Raw genomic sequence first — 24,254 nt, forward strand, 5'->3', positions numbered from 1 at the left:
TCGGCTACATTCACGATGAACGGGATCGGCGGACGGGAGGGACCATGACGACGGGATCGGTCAATCCCCGGCGCGCGGACACCCGGCGCAACCACGAACGCATCCTCGTCACCGCGGCGAAGTCCTTGGCCGGGTCGGGCGAGGTCTCGTTCAACGCCATCGCGAAGCAGGCCGAAGTCGGCGTCGGCACGGTGTACCGGCACTTCCCGACCCCTGAAGCACTCATCCTGGCGGTCTATCAGCGCGAGGTGCGCCAGCTCGTCGACGTCGTGCCGAGCCTGCTCGAACAGTACGCGCCGGAGGAGGCCTTCCGCGCGTGGACGACCGACCACCTGGCCCACTACATGATGACCAAGCGCGGGCTGGCCGACGCGCTGCGCTCCGCGACGGCCTCCCGAGGCGAACTGCCGGCTGGCGCCTACGAGTCCATGGTCGGCGCGGTTGCCACACTGCTGGAGGCCAACGTCGCCGCCGGCACCGTCCGGCCGGACCTGAAGCCCGAGACCGTGCTCCGGAGCCTGGGCGGCCTGCTGTACCTCGACCCGAACGGCGAGTGGCGGCGCGACGTCGCGAGTCTCGTCGACCTGCTGTGGCGAGGGATGGGCACCAGCCGGGACTGAGCGACACCTTCGCCGACTTCAAGGTCGAGCGGTGGCCTTCGTGGCGTGGTTCTGGACTGACCTGCGGACGCCAGTCGTTCCGAGTATCCACAGAGGACACTCGCTGGCAGCTGAATGTCCGATTGATGCCCACATGTGCGTTTGCGGTGGGGGTCGTGAGTGGTAAAGAGGGTTATTGAGGGGAAGGTCGAACGTGTCGCGTTCAGGCAGGATGGACGCTCACGTGTGAACGGGCGGCGATCAGGGAGTTCGGCGTCTGATCACGCGAGTCACGCCCTCGCTCACCTTGGATTCAGCCACAACGACACCTTTGCCCTACCCCCTCAATAACCGTCCTTACCACTCACGAGGAGACCTGCACGGGGGTGCCGTAGTCGCCGGGCGGCAACGCGGGACGGCGGTGGTGCCGCCACACACCGATCACCGTCGTCCCGAACGCGAGGACGGCGTAGGCGATCAGCCAGCCGGTGAACTCGGCGGGCGCCTGGTCGCCGACGGCCATGTCGTACAGGACGATCACCGGGTAGAAACCGGGTATCGCGGCTTGACTGTCCAGGACGCGCAGTTCGGTGTCGACGGCCGCCGAAGCGGTGTCCTCGGCGTACACCGGCCGGCGCAGGGTGCCGATGAGGATCACCGCGCAGCAGAGCGCGGCCCAGCCGAGCAGGGCGGCCAGCCCCCACGCGTACGCCTTCGCCGGGGTGGTGAGGTGGATTGCCGCCGTGAGAGCGGCTCCGCCGCCGAAAGTGATCACGAACGAGGCCACGTACCAGGCGCCGAGGATCGCGAAAGCCGAAGGTCTCCTGGAGCGCCGGTCCATCACCGGCAACGGTCCCAGTGCCCGCTCGCGGTGTCGGTACGACAGCCAGAGCGCGACTTCCAGGGAGGCACAGATGAGGCCGAGAAGAATCCCGTTGCCGCCGAGCCCCACGGCTCCAGCGGCCATGCCCAGCAGGACGCTCACCACGGCCGCTCCGGCGAGCCAGCGGAACCGGCCTGGTGTCCGCCGGCTCAAGCGGGTGCCGACGCGGGCGGCGAGCAGTCTTGACGGCTCCCCCACCTCGACGCCGCGTTTGCCCAGCCATTGCCTGGTCGCCGTGATCTCGTCGAACCCTGGTTCGCCGGGCCAGCCCGTCATCGCGTTCGCCATCGTTCCCCCTCGCGCGCCTAATGGATCTACGCCCGGCACCGCGCGGTGGTTGCCTCAGTGATAGGACGCGAATCGTTCCAGCAAGGGCTTCGGGGAGTCTTCGGCGAAGCAGAGCACGAGGCTTTCGGCGGATTCGGCTGCCGAGGCTTCGCTGCGGGGGAACAACGCCTTCTCGTAGGCGGCCAAGGCGGCGTCGACGTCGCCGGGGTGAGCGGCGAGGGCCAGGCCGAGTTCGGCGCCGTCGAGCATCGCGAGGTTGGCGCCCTCGCCGGCGAACGGTGACATCAGGTGGGCGGCGTCGCCGAGAAGGGTGACCCCGGGGACGCGGTCCCAGTGGTGTCCGATCGGCAGCGCGTGGATCGGCCGTGGGGTCAGGGCGCCGTCCGCGTCGGTGATCAGTGCCCGCAGGCCTGCGTCCCAGTCGTCGAAATGGGCGAGCACCGCGGCCTTCGCGGTGGTGGTGTCGGTGAAGTCGATGGTGGAGATCCAGTCTTCGGCGGTCTTCAACGCGATGTAGACGTGCAGGCTGCCTGCCGAGTCGTGGTGCGCCAGGAATCCTTTGCCCGCGCCGAGTGCGAAGAACATGCCCCCGCCGATCAGTGCGGTGCTCGCGGGATGACGGATCACGGCGTCGCACAGGTGGACTTCGACGAACGAGAGCCCCTCGTAGGCCGGTTCGGCGTCGGAGACCAGGGGCCGGACCTTGGACCACGCGCCGTCCGCGCCGATCAGCAGGTCTGTGGTGAACGTGGCGCCCCCGGCGAGAGTCACTTCGTGTGTACCGCCGCCGAGCGGGCGTGCGCCGGTGATCTTGGCGCCCCAGCGCACGGTGCCTTCGGGCAGTGAGCCGAGCAGAAGGTCTCGGAGGTCGCCACGGGCGACTTCGGGACGGCCTCCGTCACCGTCGTCGGCTTCCTCATGGTGGACGACGCCGTGGCGGTCGAGGATGCGCATGGCCTCGCCGCCGGGGTGTACGAGCGCGCGGAACTCGTCGTGGAGACCGGCGGCCCGGAGTGCTTCCTGGCCGGATTCGTCGTGGATGTCGAGCATCCCGCCCTGTGTCCGGGCGGACGGCGACGTGTCGAGGTCGAAGACCGCTGCCTCGATGCCGTGGACGTGCAGAACACGGGCCAGGGTGAGTCCGCCGAGGCCTGCGCCGATGATCGCGATGGGGTGATGTGTGGTCATGTCGGGTTCCTTTCGGGTGGTACGGCGGTGTGCGTGATCCCGGTGATCAGCACCCGCAAGCCCCACGACATCCGCTGCTCGGGCCGTCCGGTGAGCAGATCGGCCGCGTGGGCGGCGATCTGCGGGTGGGTCGTCTCGTCGGCGTCCCGTACGGCGAGGGCCAACGCGTCCCAGTCACCGTGCGGCTCCTCGTCGGCGTGCTCGGCCGCGGTCGTCGTCGCGTACTGCAGGAGGAGGTCGATTCCCCAGGCGCGCTGTTCGGGGGGCACGCCGCCCTCGGCGAGCAGGACGAGCAGGTTTTCGACCAGGCCGAGGTAGTTCTCCCCGCTCGGGCGGGCCACCAGCGCGGACAGGGCGAGACCCGGGTACTCGAGCAGCATCGCGGTGTAGGCCGTGAGCAGCCGCTCGAGCCGGTCACGCCAGTCGCCTTCGGACGGCGGCGGGGCGATCGTGCCGAGGAGTTCGTCCAGGATCGCCGCGTGCAGTTCGGCGGTGTTGCGGACGTAGACGTAGAGCGAGGCCGCGCCGGTGTCGAGTTCCTGGGCCAGGCGGCGCATCGTGACCTTCCGCAGGCCTTCTTCCCGCAGGATCCCGACGGCCGCGGCCACGATGCCGTCGCGGCTCAGTGCGGGTTTGGCCGGACGTTCCCGGCGGCTCTTCTCAGGTGCCATATGCCCACGGTAGCGAACATGTTCGTGACGAACAAGTTCGGACCGAACATGTTCGTCACAGGTCACAATGAATGGAATCGGCTTTCCGGGAGCTGTCCAGAGCGGACGAAAAAGGAGGGGTTCTCCCCCTCCCCTTCAAGATATAGCGCACCCGGGGGCTTGCGGCAAGACCCCCATCGTGCTTCACAATCTTCCGCCGTAGGGCTACAACCTGCGGAAATCAGGGGTTTCATGAACCATGAGCTTGATCAATCGGGGGGATTCATGATCGACGTCATCATCGCCGGCGGCGGACCGACCGGCATGATGCTGGCCGCCGAGCTGCGGCTGCACGGCGTGCGCGTCGTCGTGCTGGAACGGCTGACCGAGCCGACCGATCACGTCCGGTCGCTCGGCATCCACGTGCGCAGCATCGAGGTGATGGCCCAGCGCGGTCTCCTGGAGCGGTTCCACGAGACCGGCAAGCAGTACGAACTCAACGGTCACTTCGCCGCCATCGTCAAACCGCGGGCGCCCCGGCTGGACTCCGCGCACGCCTACGTCCTCGGCATCCCGCAGCCCGCCACCGAGCGGCTGCTGACCGAGCACGCCGTCAAGGCGGGTGCGGAGATCCGGCGCGGCACCGAGGTCGTCGGGCTGAGCCAGGACGACGAGGGCGTCGAGGTCGAGCTGGCCGACGGCACCCGGCTGCGGTCGCGCTACCTCGTCGGCTGCGACGGCGGGCGCAGCACGGTGCGCAAGCTGCTCGGTGTCGGTTTCCCCGGCGACCCGGCCAGGAACGAGAACCTGCTGGGCGAGATGGAAGTGACCGCGACGGCGGAGGAGATCACCGCCGTGGTGACCGAGATCCGCAAGACCGAGAAGTTCTTCGGTCTCGGTCCGTCCGGCGAGGGCGTGTACCGCGTCGTCGTCCCGGCCGAGAGTGTGCGGGAGGACCGCACGGTCGAGCCGACGCTGGAGGAGTTCAAGCAACGGCTGCGGCATTACGCGGGCACCGATTTCGGTGTGCACTCGCCGCGCTGGCTGTCCCGGTTCGGCGACGCGACCCGGCAGGCCGAGCGCTACCGTGTCGGCCGGGTACTGCTGGCGGGCGACGCCGCGCACGTCCACCCGCCGCTGGGCGGGCAGGGGCTCAACCTCGGTATCCAGGACGCGTTCAACCTCGGCTGGAAACTGGCCGCCGAGATCGCGGGCTGGGCGCCGGGAGGGCTGCTCGACAGCTACCACGTCGAACGGCATCCGGTGGCCGCCGAGGTCCTGGACAACACCCGGGCGCAGGCCGAACTGATGTCCACCGAGCCCGGCGCCCAGGCCGTGCGGCGGCTGCTGTCGGAGCTGATGGACTTCGAGGAGGTCCACCGGTATCTGGTCGAGAAGATCGTCGCGATCGGGATCCGCTACGACTTCGGCGACGGCCACGCCCTGCTCGGGCGGCGGATGCGGGACGTGGCGCTCAAGGACGGCCGTCTGTACGACCTCACCCACGCAGGCCGTGGCCTGCTGCTCGATCAGACCGGACGGCTTTCGGTCGGGAGCTGGGGAGAACGGGTCGACCACGTCGTCGACGTCAGCGAAGAGCTGGAGGTACCGGCGGTCCTGCTGCGGCCGGACGGTCACGTGGCGTGGGCGGGCGAAGACCAGGAAGGGTTGGACGCCGCGCTGCGCCGGTGGTTCGGAGAGGGCGAAGTCCGGGAGACGGCGGGACAAGCCTGACACCAGCACCAGCACCAGGGCCCGTGACCGGTCCGGTCACGGGCCCTGCGGCCCCCGGTAGGGCAACGTCTGGTTGTAGACGATGTTGGTGTTCGTGCTCCCGAACAGCGCCAGCTCGTTGACGATCTCCTCCAGCCGCCCCATCGACGGCGCGGCGATCTTCAGCGAATAGCAGTCGTCACCGGTCGTCCGGAGGCATTCGAGGATCTCGGTCCGCTCCGCCAGGAGCTTGTACAACGGCGCGTGCTTGCTTCCCGGGTACTTCAGCCGCACCACCGCGAGCACCACGTACCCGGCCTTTTCGAGGTCGATGTCGGCGCGGTAGCCGGTGATCACCCCCGCCGACTCCAGCCGCTTGACCCGTTCGGTCGTCGCGGACGCGCTCAGGCTGACCCGCTTCCCCAGCTCGGTGAGCGGGAGGCGCCCGTCCTTCTGGAGCTCGATCAGGATCGCCCAGTCCGTCGCGTCGAGAGTCTCGGCCATCCGGCCAGAATACCGGCAGATCCACGGCGGGAACGCCCGCGCACCGGGAAAGATCTCTTCCCGGCTCGCCGTCGCACCGATAGCCTTGACCTGTGCGAATAGGTGTCAACGTCCCGAATTTCGGACCGGGGACCGACCCCGGGATCCTCCGCGGCTGGGCCACCACGGTCGAAGGCCTCGGCTACGACCTGCTCATGGTGTCCGATCACGTCGCCATCACCCCCGACGTCGCCGAGCAGTACCCGGCGCCGTTCTACGAGCCGTTCACGACGCTGTCGTGGCTGGCCGGCGTGACGAGCAGAATCCGGCTGGGCACCACCGTGCTCATCGTCCCGTACCGGCATCCACTGCTGATCGCCCGCATGGCCGCGAACCTGAACCAGCTCAGCGGCGGACGGCTCGTGCTCGGTGTCGCGTCCGGATGGGCCCGGCAGGAGTTCGAAGCGCTCGATGTCCCGTTCGGGAAACGAGGACGGCTGACCGACGACCACCTCGACGCCGTCCGGAAGGCGTGGGCGAACGACGCCGACTACCGCGCGGGCGACATCCCGATCTGGGTCGGCGGCAACAGCGACGCCGGGATCCGCCGCGCCGTCCGCGTCGGCGACGCCTGGCATCCTCTGCGGACCTCCCTCCCCTGGCTCACCGAAGCACTCACCAGGGTCAAGACGATCGCCGACGCCCAAGAACGGCCCGTCCCCGCGTTCACCCCGCGGATCCTGCTGAACGTCACCGACCGTCCGATCACCGGACCCGAACGCCTCGCCGGGGAAGGCACGATCGAGCAGATCGTCGACGACCTCGACCGGCTTCGCCACCTCGGCGCCGAGACGGTCGTGCTCGACCCGTTCTCCGGCGACCCCGAGGAAACACTCCGCCCGGAAGCCGCCTGGCAGGCTTTGGCGACCGTGGCAGCACACTGGGAACTGGGCCGATACCGGCCGGAACGGGAGCGATCATGACCGACGAAGACGACAAGTTCCTCCGCCACGCCATCGAGCTGGCCGCGAAGTCCCGGAAGGACGGTGACCCGCCCTTCGGCTCGCTTCTCGTCGGCCCCGACGGCACGGTGCTGGCCGAAGACCACAACACGTCGGTGTCGCAGTCGGACATCAGCCTGCACCCGGAACTGAAGCTCGCCGTGTGGGCCGCGCGCGAACTGGACCCTGTCGTCGCCGCGGAGACGACGATGTACACCAGTTGCCAGCCGTGCGGGATGTGCCAGGGCGCCATCGAACGCTCCGGCCTGGGACGGGTCGTGTTCGCCCTGTCGGGCGAGCAGGTCACCGCGCTCAAACCGCCGTCCACCGCGCCGGCGGTGCGACTGGAAGGGCCTGCGTTGTTCGACGAGGCCCGTGTCCCGGTTGCCGGGTACTACACCTGAGAACCGGCGAATCGGAATTCCGGTGGGGCCAGAATCGGCCCCATCACCGGATTTTCCTTCAACAGTTCGATTTTCCGGGCCGGTAATTCATCCCAGCATTCCAGGATCTTGGCGGTCGCCTGGTTCACGAAACGCGATCCGACACAGGCGGCCGCCCCGAAACCATAGGGGAGATAGACGGACTTGTAACCCTGAGGCGGATTCTCCCAGCGTTTCGGGAGGTACTCGTCGGCGTCATTCCACACTTGTGGATCACGGTGCAGGAGGAAACTGCACAGAAAGAGCCTTTCGCCCGGTGACAGCGCCACCCCGCCCACGTCGATCGGGGTCGTGACCTTCCGGGACATCAGCCAGGCCGTCGGCCACAGCCGCAACGCCTCACGCACCCGGTTCTCCACCGGATCACCCGGTTCGCCCCTGGTGAGGGTGGCACCGGCGGGCATCCCGACGCGCCACCCGCTGTCGAGCAGCACACACCAGGCGAGCACCATCGCGGTCGCCCGGCACAGTGCCCCGATCAGGCCGTGCAGCACCAGCGCGACATCGTCCATCGACCCGACAGCGTCGTGGACGGCCTTCTGGAAGCCGGTGTCCCCGTCCCGGGCGGACGCCCAGCGGTGGAGCGCGGCCTCCGCCCGGCTGTGCGCGATCCGGCGGCGGAACGCGACTGTCGCGGATCGGTCCCGGTCACGCCGGTTCGACAGCGACAACGCCCGGTGCAGGGCCTTCCTCGCGGACGGGGAGAGATCGGGCAGCAGCCGATCGCCGAACAACCGCAGGTACAGGTCCGACACCGCCGAGGGCCAGGCCTCGCCGTCCATCGCGACCCGGAGTTCCTCCGTGATCCGCTCTTGTGGCAGCGACCGCAGCACGGCGTCCAGCTCCCGCGCGATGGCGGCGTTCACCGGACGGCTCTTCTCCGAACCCGGGATCCAGTCCGCGACAGCGCCCAGCGTGGCCGCGCGGGCTTCGAACGGTTCTGTCGTGCTCGCGAGCACCGTCCGGGCGATCTCCGCGTCCGACACCAGATACCGGCCCGGCTCGAACAGGACCACCGGCGGCGTGTTCGCCCGGTCCCACGCCAAAAGGGGGCGCAGGGGATCGGCCATCAGGCCACCCGTGACGCCCTCGACGACTGTGTGCACAATTCCCCCAGAACGCGACGGTTGCGGCGGCGATCCCGAGATCGCCGCCGCAACCGGAAAACACTTCAGGATCAGTAATCCATGTAGTAGATCACCCAGCCCGATTCCTTGCTGCGCATGCTACGCAGCATCGAACGCGTGAAGAAACGAACAGCTTTCATTGTGTCAACCCCCAATCCCCAGTGCGTCATCAACGTGACGAGCAGAAAAATATGGGGCCCATTACGAACTTGTCAATAGCGGAACAAGACGAGGACCGGACGAGCCGAGTTTCGCCGTCGTGACGGGCCGCGTTACGTTAGGATGATCGTGATGTCCGCCGAACTCGTGCCCGCAGCCCCGAAACTGCCGGAGACCAAGGCCGAGAACCGGCGACAGGTCCTCGCCGAAGCCGTCGCGTTGCTGCCCACGCTCCCCCCGGCCGACCCGCTCGACCGGTACGCCATCCGGCACATCACCACGCTCTGGCTGGAAACCGACAAGACCGACCACACCCGCCGCGCCTACTACGCCGACCTCGCCGCCTGGCTCGGCTGGTGCGACCGCACGGGACTCGACCCGCTGACGGCCCGGCGCGCCGACGTCGACGCCTGGAAGAACACCCTCACCGTCACCGGCAGGGACGGCCTGCCCCGGCCCGCCGCCGACTCCACCGTCGCGCGCACCCTCGCCGGCATCTCCAGCTGGTACCGGTATCTGCAGTCCAACGACATCGCCGACCGCAACCCGGTCTCCGCGGTCAACCGGCCCAAGACCGGCAAGACCCCGCCGCTGCCCGCGCTCGGCGGCGAGTCGACGGCGAAACTGCTGAACCACATGGAGAACCGCGCCCGCGCCAACGACACCGAAGCGTCCTGGCGCGACGCCGCCGTCGTCGCGATCCTGTTCTACACCGGCCTGCGCGTCTCCGGCCTGACCACCGCCACCGTGCGCGACCTCGACACCGACGCCGGGCACACGATCCTGCGCTACACAGCCAAAGGCGGCCACCGCGACTTCGTCCCGCTCGTCCCCGCCGCCCTGCACCCGCTGCGCCGCTACCTCGACCTGAGAGCGGCCCGCACCGGGGTCCGCCCCGACGAACTGACCGGACCGCTGCTCGCGACCATGCCCCATCGCTACGACAGCACCAAAACCGGCGGAAAACCGTTGGCGCAACGCGATGTCTGGTTCCTCCTACGGGCACAGGCCAAGGCAGCCGGACTCACCGAAGCGAACACCATCTCCCCGCACACGGCGCGGCGGACCACCGGAACCCTGCTGCTGGCCAACGACGTCCCGGTCCAGAAGGTCCAGGACCTGCTGGGCCACGCCGACATCCGCACCACCCGCGACCGCTACGACGCCCACCGGCACAAGCTGGAGACCTCCCCCGTGCACGCGCTCGCGCAACTGCTCGCCGACGCACGCCACCGTCAAAGCTGAGCCTGTCCCAGCTGGGACTTCGTCGCCCCGATCACGACACCGTCGACCCGCGCCAGCCAGCTCCCGCACAGGCATCGGACGTACTCGAGCCTCCCTTGGGAGACCCGCTGGGACTTCGTCGCGCTTCCGGGCAGTTCCGCCAGCGGCCACCCACACCGCGGGCACAGGTTCGATTCCATGCCCCGATCGTGCTGTAATGGGTCAATGCACTTCAACCCTTACGGCGGGGCGGCCGCGCAGATCGCCGCGGACCTGGTCAACCTGGGCGACGCCGCCGGCCCGGCCACGCTGACCGCGATCTTCAAAGACCGCATGACCGTCCCCACCGTCCGGGAACCCGAATCGACCGAGATCATCGCCTGGACCACCAGGCTCCGGAACGTCTTCGAAGCGGATCCGGACGCGCGGGTCGACCTGGTCAACGCGCTGCTGCACGATTCCGCGTCCAAGCCGTACATCTCGACCCACGACGGCAAAGCACCCCACCTGCACTACGTCGACGCGCACGCCGGCACCGTCTCCCGGGTCCGGGCCTACACCGCGGGTGGGCTCGCGCACCTCGTCTGCGACGCCCCGGACCGCTTCGGCGTCTGCTCGCGCGAAGGCTGCGAAACGGTCTACGTCGACGTCTCCCGCAATGGACGCCGCCGGTTCTGCTCGACCCGCTGCGCCACCAGGGTCCACGTCGCCGACCACCGCACCCGGCAAGCGAGCTAGGCGCCTAGATCGCGTACCGCCACGCCGTCAAAGCGTGCGCCGAGAACCAGGCCCCCAGAACCACCCACGCCGCCGCGGCCGCGACAGCCGTGACCGTCCGCCGCTTCGCCAACCCGATCGCGATCGGGATCAGCACCGGGAACGCGGGCAGGATGAACCGGATCTTCGCGTCCGGCAGCCCCCGCGTCCCGATCGCCAGCATCAGCACCCCGGCGCCGTACAGCGTCAACGGCCACGGCACCCGGATGCACGCCGCCACCACTGCCAGCGCCACCGCGCCCAGCAGGAACAACACCGTCAGCGTGCTGAACACCGACTCGTCCCCGGTCAACCGGGCCAGCACCGACTCCGCGGTCTCCACCCCGAAATCGAACTCGGTGTTCCAGCCCCGCAGTTCGATGTCCTGCCAACCGGTCCAGCTACCCGTCCGGTAGGCGACGAACCCCAGGTACCCCACCACTCCCAGCGGCGCGATCACCGCACCCGCCAGCGCCCACCGCCGCTCCTCGGCCCGCCGGAAGACCGCGATCAACGCCGCGACGACGACCACCGCGACCAGCACCACCGCCGTCGACCTCGACAGCCCGGCCGCGAAGGCGCACAACCCGGCCAGCACCCATCGCCGTTCCAGCACTCCCACCAGCGCCCACACCGCGAAGGCGCAGAACACCGCCTCCGTGTAGGCCATCGAGAACACGATCGCCATCGGCGCCCCGGCCCACAACGCCACCAGCAGCAACCCGGTCCGGTCGCCGCGTTCCGGCGACACCGCCCGTCCGATGCGGATCAACCCGCACGCCAGCACCAGACCGGCCAGCACCGAGACCGTCAGCGCCGCGGTGACGACGTCGGGCCCGAGCCACATCACCGCCTCGACCAACTTCGGATACAGCGGGAAGAACGCCATCGGCGCGTCCGAATACGGCTGCCTCGCCGCGTCCAGCGTCCCCGGGAGATCGGCGTACCCGTGCACCGCCAGGCGCAGATACCACTGCCCGTCCCACGCGGTCAGCCGATCGGTCAGCGACGCACCACGCCGGTCAGCCAACAGGTCGAGCAGCTGGACGCTGGCCGTGCGGATCACGAGATACAGCAGGATCGCCTTCGGGTAGGGCGACCGGGCCAGTCTGTCGAGAACTCTGTCGAACGCACGCGCCGGGCGCCCCTGCCGGGGCGCCGTTTCGGGAACGGCGGGCTGATCAAGGTCGTCGACTTCTCGGAGCACGATCAGAGTGTCCACAATGTGAAGTCATTTCGCCGTTCGATCTCGAAGATTCGCAGCACGGAAGGCGTGGTGAAGGCCACAAACCTGCCGCGTGAAGGACTCCCTCACTACCCGGTCCAGTCCTCACCGCTTCGCCGGTCGTGGTGGTCCAACAGCCTCGACAGCAGCTCGGTGAACCGCGCTCGTTCCTCGGACGACAGCGGCGCCAGCAGTTCGTCCTGGCGCTCGGCCAACTGCTTCTCCAGCAGCCGCAGCCGCTGTTCGCCCGCGGTGGTCAGCGAGATGACGTTCCGCCGCCGGTCGGCGGGATCCGGGGCGCGTTCCACCAGCCCACGCTCGGCGAGCTCGTTGATCGTCGCGACCATCTCACTGACGTGGATCCCGCTGCGGCGGCCCAACGTCGCCTGACTGGCGGGGCCGGACTCCTCCAACGTCGCCAGCACGCGGAAGTGGTAACCCCGGGCGTCGACGGCGGAGAACCCGTCGGTCACCAGGCGATGCGCGTGGTTCGCGGTCTGGGTGAGCAGCCAGCTGGGCAGGCTCTTCCAGCCGCCGTCCGGCCCTTCCGAAGGGTTCTCCATGTGACGAGTCTAACGAATCGTTGGGCGACCGAACGATTGCGCTATCGTTTGTCACCTAAACGTTTGGTGCCCGAACATTATGGAGCCGAGACATGATCAAGCCCTTCCGCATCGACATCCCCCAAGCCGACCTCGACGACCTCAACGACCGGCTGGCCCGCACCCGCTGGCCCAACGAGATCGCCGACGCGAGCTGGGACTACGGCTTCCCGCTGCCACGACTCAGAGAACTCGCCGACCACTGGCGCACCGGCTACGACTGGCGCGCCCACGAAGCCGAGCTCAACGAGCTTCCGCACTTCACCACCGAGATCGAAGGCCAGAACATCCACTTCGTCCACGTCCGGTCCGCGAACCCGGACGCGCTCGCGCTGATCCTCACCCACGGCTGGCCCGGTTCGTTCCTGGAGTTCCTCGACGTCATCGAGCCACTGTCACGCGACTTCCACCTGGTGATCCCGTCCATCCCGGGCTACGGCTTCTCCGGACCGACCCGGGAACGCGGCTGGGACCTCGTCCGGATCGCCCGCGCCTGGGCCGAACTGATGCACCGCCTCGGATACGAGCGCTACGGCGCGCAGGGCGGCGACTTCGGCTCGGGAATCTCGATCGCGCTCGGCACGGTCGCACCGGAACAGGTCGTCGGGGTCCACGTCAACTACCTGCCGACCCGGCCCGATCCGGACGCGGGCATCGAACTGTCCGAAGTGGACCAAGCGCGACTGGAGAAGATCAAGCACCTGATGGCGAACCGCCCGCCGTACCAGGCATTGCAGGCCGCCACCCCGCAGACCATCGGCTACGCCCTGACCGACTCACCCGTCGGCCAGCTCGCCTGGATCGCCGAGCGCTTCGCACAGTGGACGGACCCTCGCTCCCCCGTCAGCGACGACCGGATGCTCACCGACATCTCGCTGTACTGGCTGACCGCCACCGCCGCCTCCTCCGCACGGCTCCACCACGAAACCCAGCGAGGGAACGCGCCCTGCCCCGTACCGCTCGGCGTGGCGGTGTTCCCGCACGACATCACGCAATCGGTACGGCCACTGGCCGAGCGGCTCTACGACATCAGGCACTGGTCGGAACTCGAGCGCGGCGGCCACTTCGCCGCGATGGAAGTACCGGACCTGCTCGCCGAGGACATCCGGGCCTTCTTCCTCAAGCTGTCAGGCCGGCACTGACCATCCAGATGTGCTCGCAGGTCGAAGACGCCCGCTGCAAGCTCTCACGGGACTCCTGCGAAGCGTGATAGAAACTCCGCTCGATCATCCAGCACAAGGCACGCGCCATCGCCGACGCCTGGTCCGGTTCGGCGCCGGCCCGGACACCGGCCCGTTCCAGCACAGCGGTGATGGCCGAGCTGAACAAGTCGGCCGTCCGGCTCCACAGCTCGCCGATCTCCGGCACGGTCAACGAAAGGTCGATCGCCGTCCGCATGACAAGACCGTGCTCGTTCCACAGCTCGACCGTGCGCCGCATGGCCGCCGCGATGGCCTGGACGGGCTCGTCGGCCTCCGCGGCGACGCGGGACCGTTCCCACAGATGCTCGACGGTCCGGGCCACCAGCGCGGTGACCACCTCCTGCTTGGAGCCGAAGTAGAAGTACAAGGCGCCACGGGTTATCCCGGCCCCCTGGGCGATGTCCCCGACGGTCATCGCGTCATAGCCCTTGTGCGCCAGCAGGACTTCGCAGGTGTCCAGGATGGCCCGCTCCCGGACATCGCCCTTGCGCTCGGTGGTGCGCCTGGACATCAGAGCTGCGCGCCCTCGGCGAAGTCGGTCGTCCGGGAGAGCGCCTCCCACGTCCGGATGTCCTCGTCCACGGCCGTACGCGCGGCGGTGACCAGCCGCAGCGCGTCCGAGCCCAGCAACAGATGGGACGGCGGCCGCTCGAGCGACGTGATGTGCACGAGGGCCTCCCCGGCCTTCGCCGGATCGCCCAACTGGTTGCCACTGGCCTTCTGCCGCGCTTCACGGATGGGGGTGAACAGCCCGTCGTAGTCGTCGATCGTCCGGGTGGCGCGGGACATCGACCGCCCCGCCCAGTCGGTGCGGAACGAACCCGGCTCGATCGCCGTCACGTGGATCCCGAACTGCGCCACCTCCTTGCCCAGCGCCTCGAGAATGCCTTCCAGCGCGAACTTGCTGCCGCAGTAGGCGGACATGCCGGGCACCGCCATCAGCCCGCCCATCGAGGTGACAGCCATCAGATGCCCGCGGCGGCGCTCGCGCATGTGAGGCAGCGCCGCCTGCAGGGTGGCCACCACTCCGAACACGTTCACCTCGAACTGCCGGCGCACTTCGGCCAGCGGGGTTTCCTCGAAAGTGCCCTCCACGCCGTAGCCGGCGTTGGCGATGACAACGTCCAAGGGACCGACGGTCTGCTCGACCTCGGCGATCACCGCCGAGACGGCGCCGTCGTCGGTCACGTCCAAGATGCGGCCGTGAGCGGCCCCGGGCTCGAGCTCTTCGAAGGTCCGCAGGTCCTCCTGGGACCGGACCGTTCCCACGACGGTGTGCCCGGCGGCCAAGGCGGCTTGAGCGAAGGCGCGCCCAAGGCCCGTGCTGACACCGGTGATCAGCCACTTCTGCTTGCTCATCGCCCCTCCAGAGGACTCGAAACGATCTCCTGAGCACAAAGTCTACACTGCGTCGATTTTTATCGTCGTAGTGCAGATTCCATGGTCACGCGGCAGGCGAAAAGGAGTGGACGGAGCGAACCCGGGCTTGTACCTTGCACTCGACCGTGACATCGCCCCAGGAGGTGAGACCCATGAACGCAGTATCGATGTGGGTGCTCCCTCTTGCGTTACGGTCGGGCGATTGACGTAGGTGTCGCCGGGAGCGCCTCGACAACAGGCACTCCCGAAAGGCACCACCTATGCAGCTTCAGCAGTTCACCCCGGAGCCGTCACCGGCCTCCGGGACCGATGACTTCGACGTGATCATCGCCGGAGGCGGGCCGACCGGCGCGATGCTGGCCGCCGAACTCCGGCTGCACGACGTACGGGTACTCGTCCTCGAAAAGGAAACCGAGCCCGTGTCGTTCGTCCGGATCGTCGGCCTGCACATTCGCAGCCTCGAACTGATGGCCATGCGCGGACTGCTCGAGCGCTTCCTCGAACGCGGGAGAAGGCGTCCGGCCGCCGGTTTCTTCGCCGCCATCGGCAAACCCGAGCCCGAGGGCCTGGATTCCGCACACGCCTACCTGCTGGGCATCCCGCAGCCGGTCGTCGATCACCTGCTCGAAGAACACGCGATCGGACTCGGCGCACAGGTCCGGCGCGGTTGTGCCCTGACCGGTTTCGAGCAGGACGACGACGGGGTGACCGTCGAGCTGGCCGGCGGGGAGCGGCTGCGGTCGCGGTACCTCGTCGGCTGTGACGGCGGGCGCAGCACAGTGCGCAAACTGCTCGGCGTCGACTTCCCCGGCGAGCCCTCGCGGAACGACACGCTGATGGGCGAGATGGCCGTCGGCGTACCGCAGGAGGAGATCGCGGCCAAGGTGGCCGAAATCCGTGAGACCAGCAAGGTTTTCAGCCTCGGCCCCTTCGGCGAAGGGATCTATCGCGTCGTCGCCCCCGCCGCGGAAGTCAGCGAGGATCGCGCGGAGCCGCCCACCCTCGACGATTTCAAACGAGAGCTGCGCACCATCGCCGGAACCGACTTCGGCGTGCACTCACCACGCTGGCTGTCCCGCTTCGGCGACGCCACCCGGCTGGTGGAGAAGTATCGGGTCGGGAGGGTGCTCCTGGCGGGCGACGCGGCGCACATCCACCCGCCCGCGGGCGGTCAGGGCCTCAACCTGGGGGTTCAGGACGCGTTCAACCTCGGCTGGAAACTGGCCGCGCAGATCCGCGGCTGGGCGCCGGAGACCCTGCTCGACACCTACCAGACCGAACGTCATCCGGTCGCCGAAGACGTGCTGGACAACACCCGCGCCCAGATCGCACTGTCGTCCACCGAACCGGGTCCGCAGGCCGTGCGCAGGCTGCTCACCGAACTGATGGACTTCGACGAGGTGAACCGGTATCTGATCGAGAAGATCACCGCGATCGGCATCCGCTACGACTTCGGCGAGGGACCCGATCTGCTCGGACGCCGCCTGCGCGACATCGAGGTGAAGCAGGGCCGCCTGTACGACCGGCTCCACGGGGGCCGCGGTCTACTGCTCGACCGCACCGAACGCCTGACCGTCGGCGGCTGGTCGGACCGGGTCGATCACCTCGCGGATCCCACCGCGGCACTGGAGGTTCCGGCGGTTCTGCTCCGCCCCGACGGACACATCGCCTGGATCGGTGAGCACCAGCAGGACCTGGACGACCACCTCGCACGCTGGTTCGGCAAGCCCGTCAACTGAAGTCCGCGAAGGCCTCCTTGCCTACTCTCAACGTAGGCAAGGAGGCCTTCACGATCAGTGCAGGTTTTTTCAGGCGTACTAATGGCTGTTTTTGAACGTCGCCCCGACGTATAGGGCGTTATACACTTAGAAGATTCAGTGCCTGGACGGCAGTTCGGCGACCTCGACCGACCTTCGGTCCTCCAGGACGCGCTGCTTCGCGTTCTCGATGTGCCGTCGCATCCGGGCGGCCGCTTCGTCCGCCTCCCCCGCTACCAACGCCTCGTAGACGGCTCGGTGCTCCTCCGCCGCCAGGCCGGGCGCTCCCCTGGCCGAACCGAGCTTCGCGAAGAACCGGAACCGCTGGACCTGGCCGCCGAGCGACCGGTACGCCTTCTCCAGGAACGGGTTGTCCGCCTGTGCGGCGATGAGCAGGTGGAACCGTTCGTCGATCGTCCAGTACGCGCTGAAGGCCGCGGTGTCCGGCGAGGTCGCGGCGCGCGCGAGGTCGTCGACGCTCTCCAGCACCTCCCCCAGGAACTCGGGTGTCGTGCGGCGGGCGGCTTCGTAGGCGAGGGCGGGCTCGAGGACGAGACGGGCGTCCATCAGCTTGATCAGCTCGAACTCGGTGAGCAGCGGGGCGACCCGGTAGCCCTTGAGCGCCTCGCGGCGGACGAGCCCGGTGTGCTCCAGCCGCGCCAGCGCCTCCCGGAGCGGAGTCTGGCTGACGTCGAGTTCCCGTGACAGCGCACCGATGTTGACCGGCTCGCCCGCGGACCATCGGCCGTCGGTGAACTGACCCAGCAGCACCTCGTACATCCGGTCGGCGAGCGGCTGCCGTCCGGACCTCCGCGGGGAAACCATGTGTCCCTCCTTAGTCGCCTCACGATATCCCGCGCGTCCGGAGGCCTTGATCTTGCATCGCTATAGTATTGACACGAATCCTATAGTATTTGCATCAGGCAGCTTCGAACAGGAGAAACGAACCGGATGACCATGCGCGTACTCGTGACGACCTCGTATCTGAAGCCCGGCGGCGAGGTCGACAAGCTGCTCTCGGACGCGGGTTTCGACACCGCCTTCACCACCCCCGCGCAGCGCGAGGCCACCGGCACTCCCCTGGCCGACCTCGTCCGTGACGCCGACGGGATCGTCGCGGGCACCGACGCCTTCACCGCCGACGTCATCGAGGCCGCGACCCGGCTGAAGGTGTTCGGCCGCTGCGGCGTCGGCTACGACAACATCGACCTCGACGCCGCGACCCGCGCCGGCGTGGCCGTCACCTACACCCCCGGCGCCAACCGCCGGTCGGTCGCCGAACACGTCCTGGCGCTCATGCTCAACTGCGCCCGCTTGATCCCGCAGAACATCGCGAGCGTCCAGGCCGGACGCTGGGAGCAGCGCAGCGGGCGGGAACTCGACGGCGCGGTGCTCGGCCTGATCGGACTGGGTTCGATCGGCAAGACCGTCGCGCGGCTGGCGCTGTCGCTCGGGATGCGGGTCGTCGCCCACGATCCTTACCCCGACCAAGACTTCCTGGCGGAGACCGGCGTCGAAGCCCGCACCTTCGACGAAGTACTGGCCGAGGCCGACTTCCTCAGCCTGCACATCTTCCTCGACGACTCCACCCGTCACCTGATCGACGCGTCCGCGCTGCGGAAGGTCAAACCCGGGGCTTTCCTGATCAACACGGCGCGCGGAGAGGTGGTCGACGAGGAAGCCCTCGCCGACGCGCTGGAGAACGGCGCGCTGGCGGGCGCGGCGCTGGACGTGCTCACGGAGGAGCCCTTGCCACTCGACAGCAGGCTGCGCGGTCTCGACAACGTCGTGGTCACCGCGCACATCGGAGCCGCAACCGAACAGGCCCGGTCGCGGTCCAGCCTGATGGCCGCCCAGCAGGTGATCGACGTCCTCCAGGGCCGCGATCCCGGCAACCTCGCCAATCCCGGATACCGCCGATGATCCTCCACAACGGACTTCGCCTGGACGCCAACCTCAAGTGGCTGTTCACGGAACTCCCCTTCGAACAGCGCTTCGACGCGGCAGCGGCGGCAGGCTTCACCGCCGTCGAGTACGCCTCGCCGTACCCCTTCCCCGCCGCCACCCTCGTCCGGCGCCTCACCGACGCGGGCCTGTCCCAGATCCTCGTCAACTCCCCCACCGGTGAACCCGGCTCCCCCGAGCGGCTCGGCTACGCGTGCCTTCCCGGTCGCGCGGCCGAGTTCCGCGCGGGAGTGGAGCTCGGCCTGGAGTACGCGGTGGCCCTGGGCAGTTCCTTCCTGCACCTGCCCGCGGGGATCCGGCCCGCCGGCGTCTCCCGGGACCGCGCCTTCGCGCAGTACGTCGCGAACATCGCGTGGGCGGCGGATCGGGCGCGCGGCAGCGGCGTCCGGCTGCTGCTGGAGGCGCAGAACAAGCAGGACGCGCCGGGCTTCGTCCTCGACGGCCAGGCACACGCGGCTGCGGTGGCCGACGCGATCGGCCAAGACCACGTGAGTCTGCTCTTCGACGTCTACCACGCCTCCATCGACGAGAAAGACGTCGTCGCGGCGCTGCGGGAGTTCCTGCCCCGGACCGCCCACGTGCAGATCGCCGACTCGCCCGGCCGGGCCGAACCCGGCACCGGCGGCATCCCCTGGACCGCCGTCTTCGACACCTTGAAGTCCGAGGGTTACGACGGCTGGATCGGCTGCGAATACGGGCCCGCCACCACCACCGAAGCGGGACTGGCCTGGATCAAGGAGCAACTCCGATGAACCCGCGCATCGCGCTGATCAGCGCCACCCCGGCCGCGATCCCGCCCGCCGTCAGTGCGTTGGCGACGGGATTCCCCCAGGCCCAGCCCTGGAACATCCTCGACGACCGGCTCCTGGCCGACGTCGGCCAGGACGGCCGCACCCCCGCTCTGGACGACCGGATGCGCCGCCTCATCGACTACGCGGTCGCCGGCGGCGCCGACGGCGTGCTGCTCACCTGCTCGCTCTACGGCGAAGTCACGAAGCAGGTCGACGCGCCGGTCCCGCTCCTGGCCCCGGACGAGGCGGCCTTCGACGACGCGCTTTCCAGCGGACACAGCAGGATCCTCGTGGTCGCCTCGCTGGCCTCGGCACTGAGCGACTCAACGGCGCGTTTCGAGCAGGGGGCGCGCGACAAGGGAATCACCGTCGAGGTCGGCGGGCTGCTCGCGCCGGACGAGCTCGTCGAAACCTGCCGGGCACGGGGCGACGGCTGGGACCTCGTCCTGCTCGCCCAGTACTCCCTCGCCCCGGCAGCGGAGGAACTCGCCGCGGCACTCGGTGTGCCTGTCGTGTCCGGGCCCCGCAGCGCCGCGGCGAGACTGAAGGCGGCGATCGGGAAATGACCGGCACTCTCGGCGCGATAGCCGACGACTTCACCGGCGCGACCGACGTCGCGGTCGCCTTCCGCCGTGGCGGACTGCGCACCCTGCTGTTCTTCGGTGTCCCGCCCGAAACCGACGTACTTCCGCCGCACGACGCGATCGTGATCGCGCTCAAGAGCCGCGCGATCCCCGCCGAGGACGCTGTCTCGTCGTCCTTGGAAGCGTTGCGGTGGCTGCGAAACCGGAAGGCGGAGCAGGTCTACTTCAAGTACTGCTCCACTTTCGACTCGACGCCACACGGCAACATCGGCCCGGTCCTCGACGCGCTGTCGCGGGCACTGTCGTCCGATGGTGCCGTGATGACGCCGAGTTCTCCGGAGCACGGGCGCACGCAGTATCAGGGGCATCTCTTCGTCGGCGAGACCCTGCTGGCCGAATCGCCCATGCGCGACCATCCCGCGACCCCGATGACGGACTCCCACCTGCCTCGGCTGCTGCGGGCGCAGACCACCACACCGGTCGACCTCGTCACGCACGACGTCGTCCGGCGCGGGGAAACCGCCGTGCGCGAAGCGATCTACGGCAAGAGCGGCTACGTCCTCGTCGACGCGCTCACCGAAGACGACCTCCGTCTCCTGGGCCGGGTCGTGGTGAACGCGCCGCTCGTCGCGGGTGCGGCGGGCCTCGCGGCCGGGCTCGCCGCCGCGCGAGCTTCCGCCACTCCCCTGCCGACCGAGACCCGCGCACCGGCGGGGCCGGCCGTGGTGCTGTCCGGAAGCTGCTCGGCGCGAACGCTGGAACAGGTCGCCGTCATGCTGCGGCTGGGCCGTCCCGCACACCGGCTCGACCCGGTGGCGACGCCGGATCCGGACGCCCTCGCGGCGGAAGCACTCGCCTGGTACGACTCCTTGACCGAACCCGGACCGCTCGTCTACTCGTCGTCGAGTCCGGCGGAGCTCAAGCGCACCCAAGAAGAACTGGGCGTCGAGCGGTCGGCCGGGATACTGGAGAAGGCGACCGGGCTCATCGCCCTCGGTCTCGCCGGACGCGGTGTGCGCCGTCTCGTGGCCGCCGGCGGTGAAACCTCCGGCGCGATCGTCACCGCACTCGACGTCCGCGGCGGGGTCATCGGGGCGGAAGCCGCACCGGGTGTGCCGTGGATCCACCCCGTCGGCGACCGTCATCCCGCCTTGTTGCTCAAGTCGGGCAACTTCGGCGATCCGGATCTCCTCGCGACGGCGTCCGCCTCATGACCGGCGACAGGCTCCACCGCGAACGCGTCATCGCCGCGGCACGGTCGCTGTACGACCGCGGGCTCACCCACGGCCGCACGGGCAACATTTCGGTGCGCCACGGCGAGCAGATCCTCGTCACACCCACCGGAGCCTGCCTCGGCACCGTGCGACCAGGGGATCTGTCGCTCCTCGACGCCGACGGAAACCACCTCGCCGGACCACCGCCGTCGAAGGAAGCGTTCTTCCACGCGATCGTGCTGCGGCAGCGCCCGTCCGACAGCGCGGTCGTGCACACCCACTCGACGTATTCCGCCGCCGTCTCCTGCCTGGACGGCCTCGACCCGGACGACGCCATCCCACCGCTGACCGCGTACTTCGCGATGCGGGTCGGCCGTCTCCCTTTGCTCCCGTACCACCCGCCCGGAGACCCCGGCATCAGCGAGCAGATCGCCCGCGCCGCCGTCGATCATCCGGCGCTGCTGCTGGCGAACCACGGCCCGGTGGTCGCCGGGACGAGCCTCGACACCGCCTTGGACACCCTCGAAGAACTCGAGCACACCGCGGAGATTTTCCTGCTCCTGCGGGGTCTCCCCACCCGTCCGCTGACCGATCGCCGGCGCGACGCCCTCCACTCCCCACCCGCTCGAAGGGACACCCCATGATCACCCTGTTCAGCGCCCTCTCCGTCAAGAAGGCACTCGACGACGTGCTGCTGCACGCGTTCACGAAGAAGCACGCCGTCGAAGTCGAGGTCACGTTCGACCCCACCACGATCCTGGTCGAGAAGATCGCTCAAGGCGCTCAGCCCGACGTCGTGATCGCCGTGTCCAGCGCCTTCGCCGGACTGGCGGCCGCCGGTGCGATCACCTCTGATTCCCGTGTGGTGCTGGCGAAGAGCGGGATCGGCATCGCCACCGCACCGGAACTGGACAGCCCCGACATCGGCACGGTGGACGCGCTCCGCACTGCCCTCACTTCGGCGCGATCCGTCGCCTACTCACGCAGCGGCGCGAGCGGCATCCACTTCGCCCGGCTGATCCAGGACCTGGGCGTCGCCGACGAGGTGAACGCGCGAGCCACCATCGTCGAGAAGGGCTTCACCGCCCTCGCCGTCACCGACGGCCGCGCGGACCTCGCCGTCCAGCAGATCAGCGAACTGAAGTTCGTCCCGCAGGCGCGGATCATCGGCCCGCTCCCCGACGGAGCCCAGCACTACAGCGAACTCTCCGCCGCGCTCGGCCCTTCGGCCCCGCCCGAAGCCGCGGACCTGCTGCGGTTCCTCTCCGGACCGGAGGCGAAGACCGCCTACCGCGACGCCGGCCTCGTCACCGGCCACTCACCCCGGACCCGCGGATGAACGCGATCCTGGCACTGATCGCGTTCATCGCCGCCATCGTCGTGTGGAACGCGGTCTTCAAACGCAACATCGGCGAAGCGATGGTGGTCGGCTTTCTCGTCACCGCCGCGTTCGCGGGCACGGACTTCTTCACCGTCGCCTGGGAAAGCCTGGTCGACGGGCTCAAATCCGAGATCACCTTCGCCGCGCTGGCGTTCGTCTTCGTCAGCGAACTGCTCACCAGGACCGGGCTGGTGCAGCGGATGGTCGACATCCTCAGCTCGTTCCTCGGCCGACGGCGGGGTGGATCGGCCTACGCGGCGACCGTCGCCTCCGGGCTGTTCGGCGCGGTCGCCCACAACGGTGCAGCGATCGTCGCCACGGTCGGGTCGATCACCATCCCCTGGATGAAGCGGTCCAAGGCCAGCGGCGAGACCGCGGCGCTCGTGCTGTCCGGGAACGCCGGTGTCGGCGCCACCTTCCCGTTCAGCGGCGCGTTCTTCATCCTTCTGGCCGCGCCGACCGTGATGCCGGTGCTCGGCGCGGGCGACATCGTCGCGACGATCTTCGTCACCGGCGCGTGGATGGTCGGGATGCGGCTGATCATGGCCTACGTGATCATCAAACGCCGCGGCGTCCAGGCGATGGAGCCGCAGGACATCCATCCGCTGCGCGCGTCGTTCAAGGTCGGCTGGCCGTCGCTGGTCGTCCTCGGCTCGATCGCCGTCCCGATCCTGCTCACCGCCCCGCCGACCGCGGACTTCGTCTCGGCCCGCATCGGCATCGACGCTCCCGACGCGATCCCGCTGCTCATCTGGCTGCCGATCGTCATGTTGCTGGTCGGCCTGCTCGTCGAGCGGAAGCTGCTGCCGAAGGGGCGGGCTCAGTGGAGGGATCTGTTCGGGGCCGTCGGGCCCAAACTCGGCCTGGTCGGGGTCACGATGATCTCCGCGTTCGCCGCGTCGAACGTGCTCAAGACGCTCGGCCTCGACGATCAGCTGAAGCCCTACCTGGAAGGACTCACCGGAGTCTCCCCGCTGGTGGCGGCCATCGTGGTCGGCGTCGTCATCGTGCTCGTCGCGGGACCGCTCAACACGACGTCCACGGTCGCCGCGGTCGGCCCGGTGGCGTTCGCCGCGCTGACCGCCGCCGGCATCCCTCCGCACGTCGCCTTCGCCGCCATCCTCGTGTGGGCGTCGTCGGAGGGATGCTCACCGCCGGGCGCGGCACCGCTCTACGTCGCGGCAGGCATCGCCGAAATCAACCCGGTACGGATCTTCGTCCCGGTCGTCCTCTACTACCTGCTGCCCACACTGCTGTTCGGCGTGCTCATGGCCGTCGGCGTGCTGTGGCTGCCTGGAGCGTGATCACCGTGTACCGGATCCTGCTGGCCGCGACCCGCGTCTGCCTGTTCGCGTTCCTCGTCGGCGGCGGCGTGGTCGTCGCCGGGCAAACCCTCGGCATCATCGTCGGCTCAGGGCAGCTCGTGACGGCGTTCGGCACCGATATCGCCGACAACGTCTGCGTCATCGCCGGAATCGCGGGGATTCTCGCGTTCCTCTTGCTCTATACGCCGGAAGGAAAGGAAAACGTGCCTGACGCCGAAGAATGAGCCACGACCGTGCCGGAGAAGACCGGACACGGGTGACCGGTCTCCGTCAACCCAGCCGACTCCCCTGGCCGGCGGGTTCGGTAACATCGT

Annotated in this window: 27 protein-coding genes; 16 read left to right on the forward strand and 11 right to left on the reverse strand. The window is 68.9% G+C overall.

The window, feature by feature from the left end; all coding sequences use genetic code 11:
* Positions 1–44 precede the first annotated feature (44 nt).
* Positions 45–620, forward strand: coding sequence for a TetR/AcrR family transcriptional regulator (locus tag ACLJRM_RS19050; RefSeq protein WP_101607782.1), 576 nt, complete (start codon positions 45–47; stop codon positions 618–620).
* 343 nt (positions 621–963) lie between these two features.
* Here the strand turns inward: ACLJRM_RS19050 and ACLJRM_RS19055 are convergent, their stop codons facing one another.
* The 3 genes from ACLJRM_RS19055 to ACLJRM_RS19065 are packed head-to-tail and all read right to left on the reverse strand — an operon-like array spanning position 964 to position 3,629.
* Positions 964–1,770 carry a hypothetical protein gene (locus tag ACLJRM_RS19055; protein ID WP_410663799.1) on the reverse strand — a complete coding sequence of 269 codons (807 nt, stop codon included), beginning with the start codon at positions 1,768–1,770 and terminating at the stop codon, positions 964–966.
* A 54-nt stretch (positions 1,771–1,824) separates the two neighbouring features.
* Complete coding sequence (locus tag ACLJRM_RS19060) at positions 1,825–2,958, reverse strand: FAD-dependent oxidoreductase (RefSeq protein ID WP_410663800.1); 1,134 nt, start codon at positions 2,956–2,958, stop codon at positions 1,825–1,827.
* Positions 2,955–3,629 carry a TetR/AcrR family transcriptional regulator gene (locus ACLJRM_RS19065; RefSeq protein WP_410663801.1) on the reverse strand — a complete coding sequence of 225 codons (675 nt, stop codon included), beginning with the start codon at positions 3,627–3,629 and terminating at the stop codon, positions 2,955–2,957. The genes ACLJRM_RS19060 and ACLJRM_RS19065 overlap by 4 nt, the downstream gene beginning before the upstream one ends.
* Positions 3,630–3,893: 264 nt before the next feature.
* On the opposite strand from ACLJRM_RS19065, the gene rox (ACLJRM_RS19070) reads away from it, so the two are divergent.
* Entirely contained in the window at positions 3,894–5,342 is a 1,449-nt protein-coding gene (gene rox, locus ACLJRM_RS19070; RefSeq protein WP_101607778.1) for a rifampin monooxygenase, read from the forward strand.
* 36 nt (positions 5,343–5,378) lie between these two features.
* Here the strand turns inward: rox (ACLJRM_RS19070) and ACLJRM_RS19075 are convergent, their stop codons facing one another.
* Positions 5,379–5,825 carry an Lrp/AsnC family transcriptional regulator gene (locus tag ACLJRM_RS19075; RefSeq protein ID WP_101607777.1) on the reverse strand — a complete coding sequence of 149 codons (447 nt, stop codon included), beginning with the start codon at positions 5,823–5,825 and terminating at the stop codon, positions 5,379–5,381.
* A gap of 92 nt (positions 5,826–5,917) precedes the next feature.
* Between ACLJRM_RS19075 and ACLJRM_RS19080 the strand changes: the two genes are divergently transcribed.
* Both ACLJRM_RS19080 and ACLJRM_RS19085 read left to right on the forward strand, forming a co-directional pair.
* On the forward strand, positions 5,918–6,787 hold the full coding sequence (locus tag ACLJRM_RS19080; RefSeq protein WP_101607776.1) for an LLM class flavin-dependent oxidoreductase: 870 nt from the start codon (positions 5,918–5,920) through the stop codon (positions 6,785–6,787).
* Complete coding sequence (locus tag ACLJRM_RS19085; RefSeq protein ID WP_410663802.1) at positions 6,784–7,209, forward strand: nucleoside deaminase; 426 nt, start codon at positions 6,784–6,786, stop codon at positions 7,207–7,209. The genes ACLJRM_RS19080 and ACLJRM_RS19085 overlap by 4 nt, the downstream gene beginning before the upstream one ends.
* On the opposite strand, the gene ACLJRM_RS19090 is transcribed toward ACLJRM_RS19085, so the two are convergent.
* Complete coding sequence (locus tag ACLJRM_RS19090) at positions 7,200–8,318, reverse strand: cytochrome P450 (protein WP_410663803.1); 1,119 nt, start codon at positions 8,316–8,318, stop codon at positions 7,200–7,202. The genes ACLJRM_RS19085 and ACLJRM_RS19090 overlap by 10 nt on opposite strands.
* A 348-nt stretch (positions 8,319–8,666) precedes the next feature.
* Between ACLJRM_RS19090 and ACLJRM_RS19095 the strand changes: the two genes are divergently transcribed.
* Positions 8,667–9,779, forward strand: coding sequence for a tyrosine-type recombinase/integrase (locus ACLJRM_RS19095; RefSeq protein ID WP_410663804.1), 1,113 nt, complete (start codon positions 8,667–8,669; stop codon positions 9,777–9,779).
* Here ACLJRM_RS19095 and ACLJRM_RS19100 read toward each other — a convergent pair.
* Positions 9,770–9,958 carry a hypothetical protein gene (locus tag ACLJRM_RS19100; RefSeq protein ID WP_410598985.1) on the reverse strand — a complete coding sequence of 63 codons (189 nt, stop codon included), beginning with the start codon at positions 9,956–9,958 and terminating at the stop codon, positions 9,770–9,772. The genes ACLJRM_RS19095 and ACLJRM_RS19100 overlap by 10 nt on opposite strands.
* Before the next feature lie 25 nt (positions 9,959–9,983).
* Here ACLJRM_RS19100 and ACLJRM_RS19105 point away from each other — a divergent pair, with 25 nt between their 5' ends.
* Positions 9,984–10,496 (forward strand): CGNR zinc finger domain-containing protein, encoded by a 513-nt coding sequence (locus ACLJRM_RS19105; RefSeq protein WP_410663805.1) that lies wholly within the window; start codon positions 9,984–9,986, stop codon positions 10,494–10,496.
* 4 nt (positions 10,497–10,500) lie between these two features.
* Here ACLJRM_RS19105 and ACLJRM_RS19110 read toward each other — a convergent pair whose 3' ends face one another.
* Both ACLJRM_RS19110 and ACLJRM_RS19115 read right to left on the reverse strand, forming a co-directional pair.
* Positions 10,501–11,721 carry a hypothetical protein gene (locus ACLJRM_RS19110; protein ID WP_410663806.1) on the reverse strand — a complete coding sequence of 407 codons (1,221 nt, stop codon included), beginning with the start codon at positions 11,719–11,721 and terminating at the stop codon, positions 10,501–10,503.
* A gap of 107 nt (positions 11,722–11,828) precedes the next feature.
* A complete protein-coding gene (locus ACLJRM_RS19115) occupies positions 11,829–12,302 on the reverse strand; it encodes a MarR family winged helix-turn-helix transcriptional regulator (protein WP_410663807.1) in 474 nt (157 codons plus the stop codon).
* Positions 12,303–12,394: 92 nt separating this feature from the next.
* Here ACLJRM_RS19115 and ACLJRM_RS19120 point away from each other — a divergent pair, with 92 nt between their 5' ends.
* The gene (locus tag ACLJRM_RS19120) at positions 12,395–13,483 is read left to right on the forward strand and encodes an epoxide hydrolase family protein (RefSeq protein WP_101607768.1); all 1,089 of its coding nucleotides are present in this window, start codon (positions 12,395–12,397) and stop codon (positions 13,481–13,483) included.
* On the opposite strand, the gene ACLJRM_RS19125 is transcribed toward ACLJRM_RS19120, so the two are convergent.
* Both ACLJRM_RS19125 and ACLJRM_RS19130 read right to left on the reverse strand, forming a co-directional pair.
* The gene (locus ACLJRM_RS19125) at positions 13,461–14,054 is read right to left on the reverse strand and encodes a TetR/AcrR family transcriptional regulator (RefSeq protein ID WP_410663808.1); all 594 of its coding nucleotides are present in this window, start codon (positions 14,052–14,054) and stop codon (positions 13,461–13,463) included. The two genes, ACLJRM_RS19120 and ACLJRM_RS19125, sit on opposite strands and share 23 nt — an antisense overlap.
* Positions 14,054–14,902, reverse strand: a complete 849-nt coding sequence (locus ACLJRM_RS19130; RefSeq protein ID WP_410663809.1) for an oxidoreductase — start codon at positions 14,900–14,902, stop codon at positions 14,054–14,056. The genes ACLJRM_RS19125 and ACLJRM_RS19130 overlap by 1 nt, the downstream gene beginning before the upstream one ends.
* 281 nt (positions 14,903–15,183) lie before the next feature.
* Here ACLJRM_RS19130 and rox (ACLJRM_RS19135) point away from each other — a divergent pair, with 281 nt between their 5' ends.
* Complete coding sequence (gene rox, locus ACLJRM_RS19135; protein WP_410663810.1) at positions 15,184–16,662, forward strand: rifampin monooxygenase; 1,479 nt, start codon at positions 15,184–15,186, stop codon at positions 16,660–16,662.
* 135 nt (positions 16,663–16,797) lie between these two features.
* On the opposite strand, the gene ACLJRM_RS19140 is transcribed toward rox (ACLJRM_RS19135), so the two are convergent.
* Entirely contained in the window at positions 16,798–17,505 is a 708-nt protein-coding gene (locus ACLJRM_RS19140) for a GntR family transcriptional regulator (RefSeq protein WP_410663811.1), read from the reverse strand.
* A gap of 126 nt (positions 17,506–17,631) precedes the next feature.
* On the opposite strand from ACLJRM_RS19140, the gene ACLJRM_RS19145 reads away from it, so the two are divergent.
* Genes ACLJRM_RS19145 through ACLJRM_RS19180 form a run of 8 tightly spaced genes read left to right on the forward strand, consistent with a single transcriptional unit; the run spans position 17,632 to position 24,164 of the window.
* Positions 17,632–18,603 carry a phosphoglycerate dehydrogenase gene (locus tag ACLJRM_RS19145; RefSeq protein ID WP_101607763.1) on the forward strand — a complete coding sequence of 324 codons (972 nt, stop codon included), beginning with the start codon at positions 17,632–17,634 and terminating at the stop codon, positions 18,601–18,603.
* The gene (locus ACLJRM_RS19150; protein ID WP_101607762.1) at positions 18,600–19,397 is read left to right on the forward strand and encodes a hydroxypyruvate isomerase family protein; all 798 of its coding nucleotides are present in this window, start codon (positions 18,600–18,602) and stop codon (positions 19,395–19,397) included. The genes ACLJRM_RS19145 and ACLJRM_RS19150 overlap by 4 nt, the downstream gene beginning before the upstream one ends.
* Entirely contained in the window at positions 19,394–20,002 is a 609-nt protein-coding gene (locus ACLJRM_RS19155; RefSeq protein WP_410663812.1) for a hypothetical protein, read from the forward strand. Before ACLJRM_RS19150 ends, ACLJRM_RS19155 begins: the two co-directional genes overlap by 4 nt.
* Entirely contained in the window at positions 19,999–21,234 is a 1,236-nt protein-coding gene (gene otnK, locus ACLJRM_RS19160) for a 3-oxo-tetronate kinase (RefSeq protein ID WP_410663813.1), read from the forward strand. Before ACLJRM_RS19155 ends, otnK begins: the two co-directional genes overlap by 4 nt.
* Positions 21,231–21,878 (forward strand): 3-oxo-tetronate 4-phosphate decarboxylase, encoded by a 648-nt coding sequence (otnC, locus tag ACLJRM_RS19165; protein WP_410663814.1) that lies wholly within the window; start codon positions 21,231–21,233, stop codon positions 21,876–21,878. Before otnK ends, otnC begins: the two co-directional genes overlap by 4 nt.
* Complete coding sequence (locus ACLJRM_RS19170) at positions 21,875–22,573, forward strand: molybdate ABC transporter substrate-binding protein (RefSeq protein WP_410663815.1); 699 nt, start codon at positions 21,875–21,877, stop codon at positions 22,571–22,573. Before otnC ends, ACLJRM_RS19170 begins: the two co-directional genes overlap by 4 nt.
* The gene (locus ACLJRM_RS19175; RefSeq protein ID WP_410663816.1) at positions 22,570–23,919 is read left to right on the forward strand and encodes a TRAP transporter large permease subunit; all 1,350 of its coding nucleotides are present in this window, start codon (positions 22,570–22,572) and stop codon (positions 23,917–23,919) included. Before ACLJRM_RS19170 ends, ACLJRM_RS19175 begins: the two co-directional genes overlap by 4 nt.
* A complete protein-coding gene (locus ACLJRM_RS19180; protein ID WP_410663817.1) occupies positions 23,916–24,164 on the forward strand; it encodes a hypothetical protein in 249 nt (82 codons plus the stop codon). Before ACLJRM_RS19175 ends, ACLJRM_RS19180 begins: the two co-directional genes overlap by 4 nt.
* Positions 24,165–24,254: the final 90 nt, after the last annotated feature.

Source organism: Amycolatopsis sp. lyj-84 (genome assembly GCF_046549075.1).
GTDB lineage: Bacteria > Actinomycetota > Actinomycetes > Mycobacteriales > Pseudonocardiaceae > Amycolatopsis.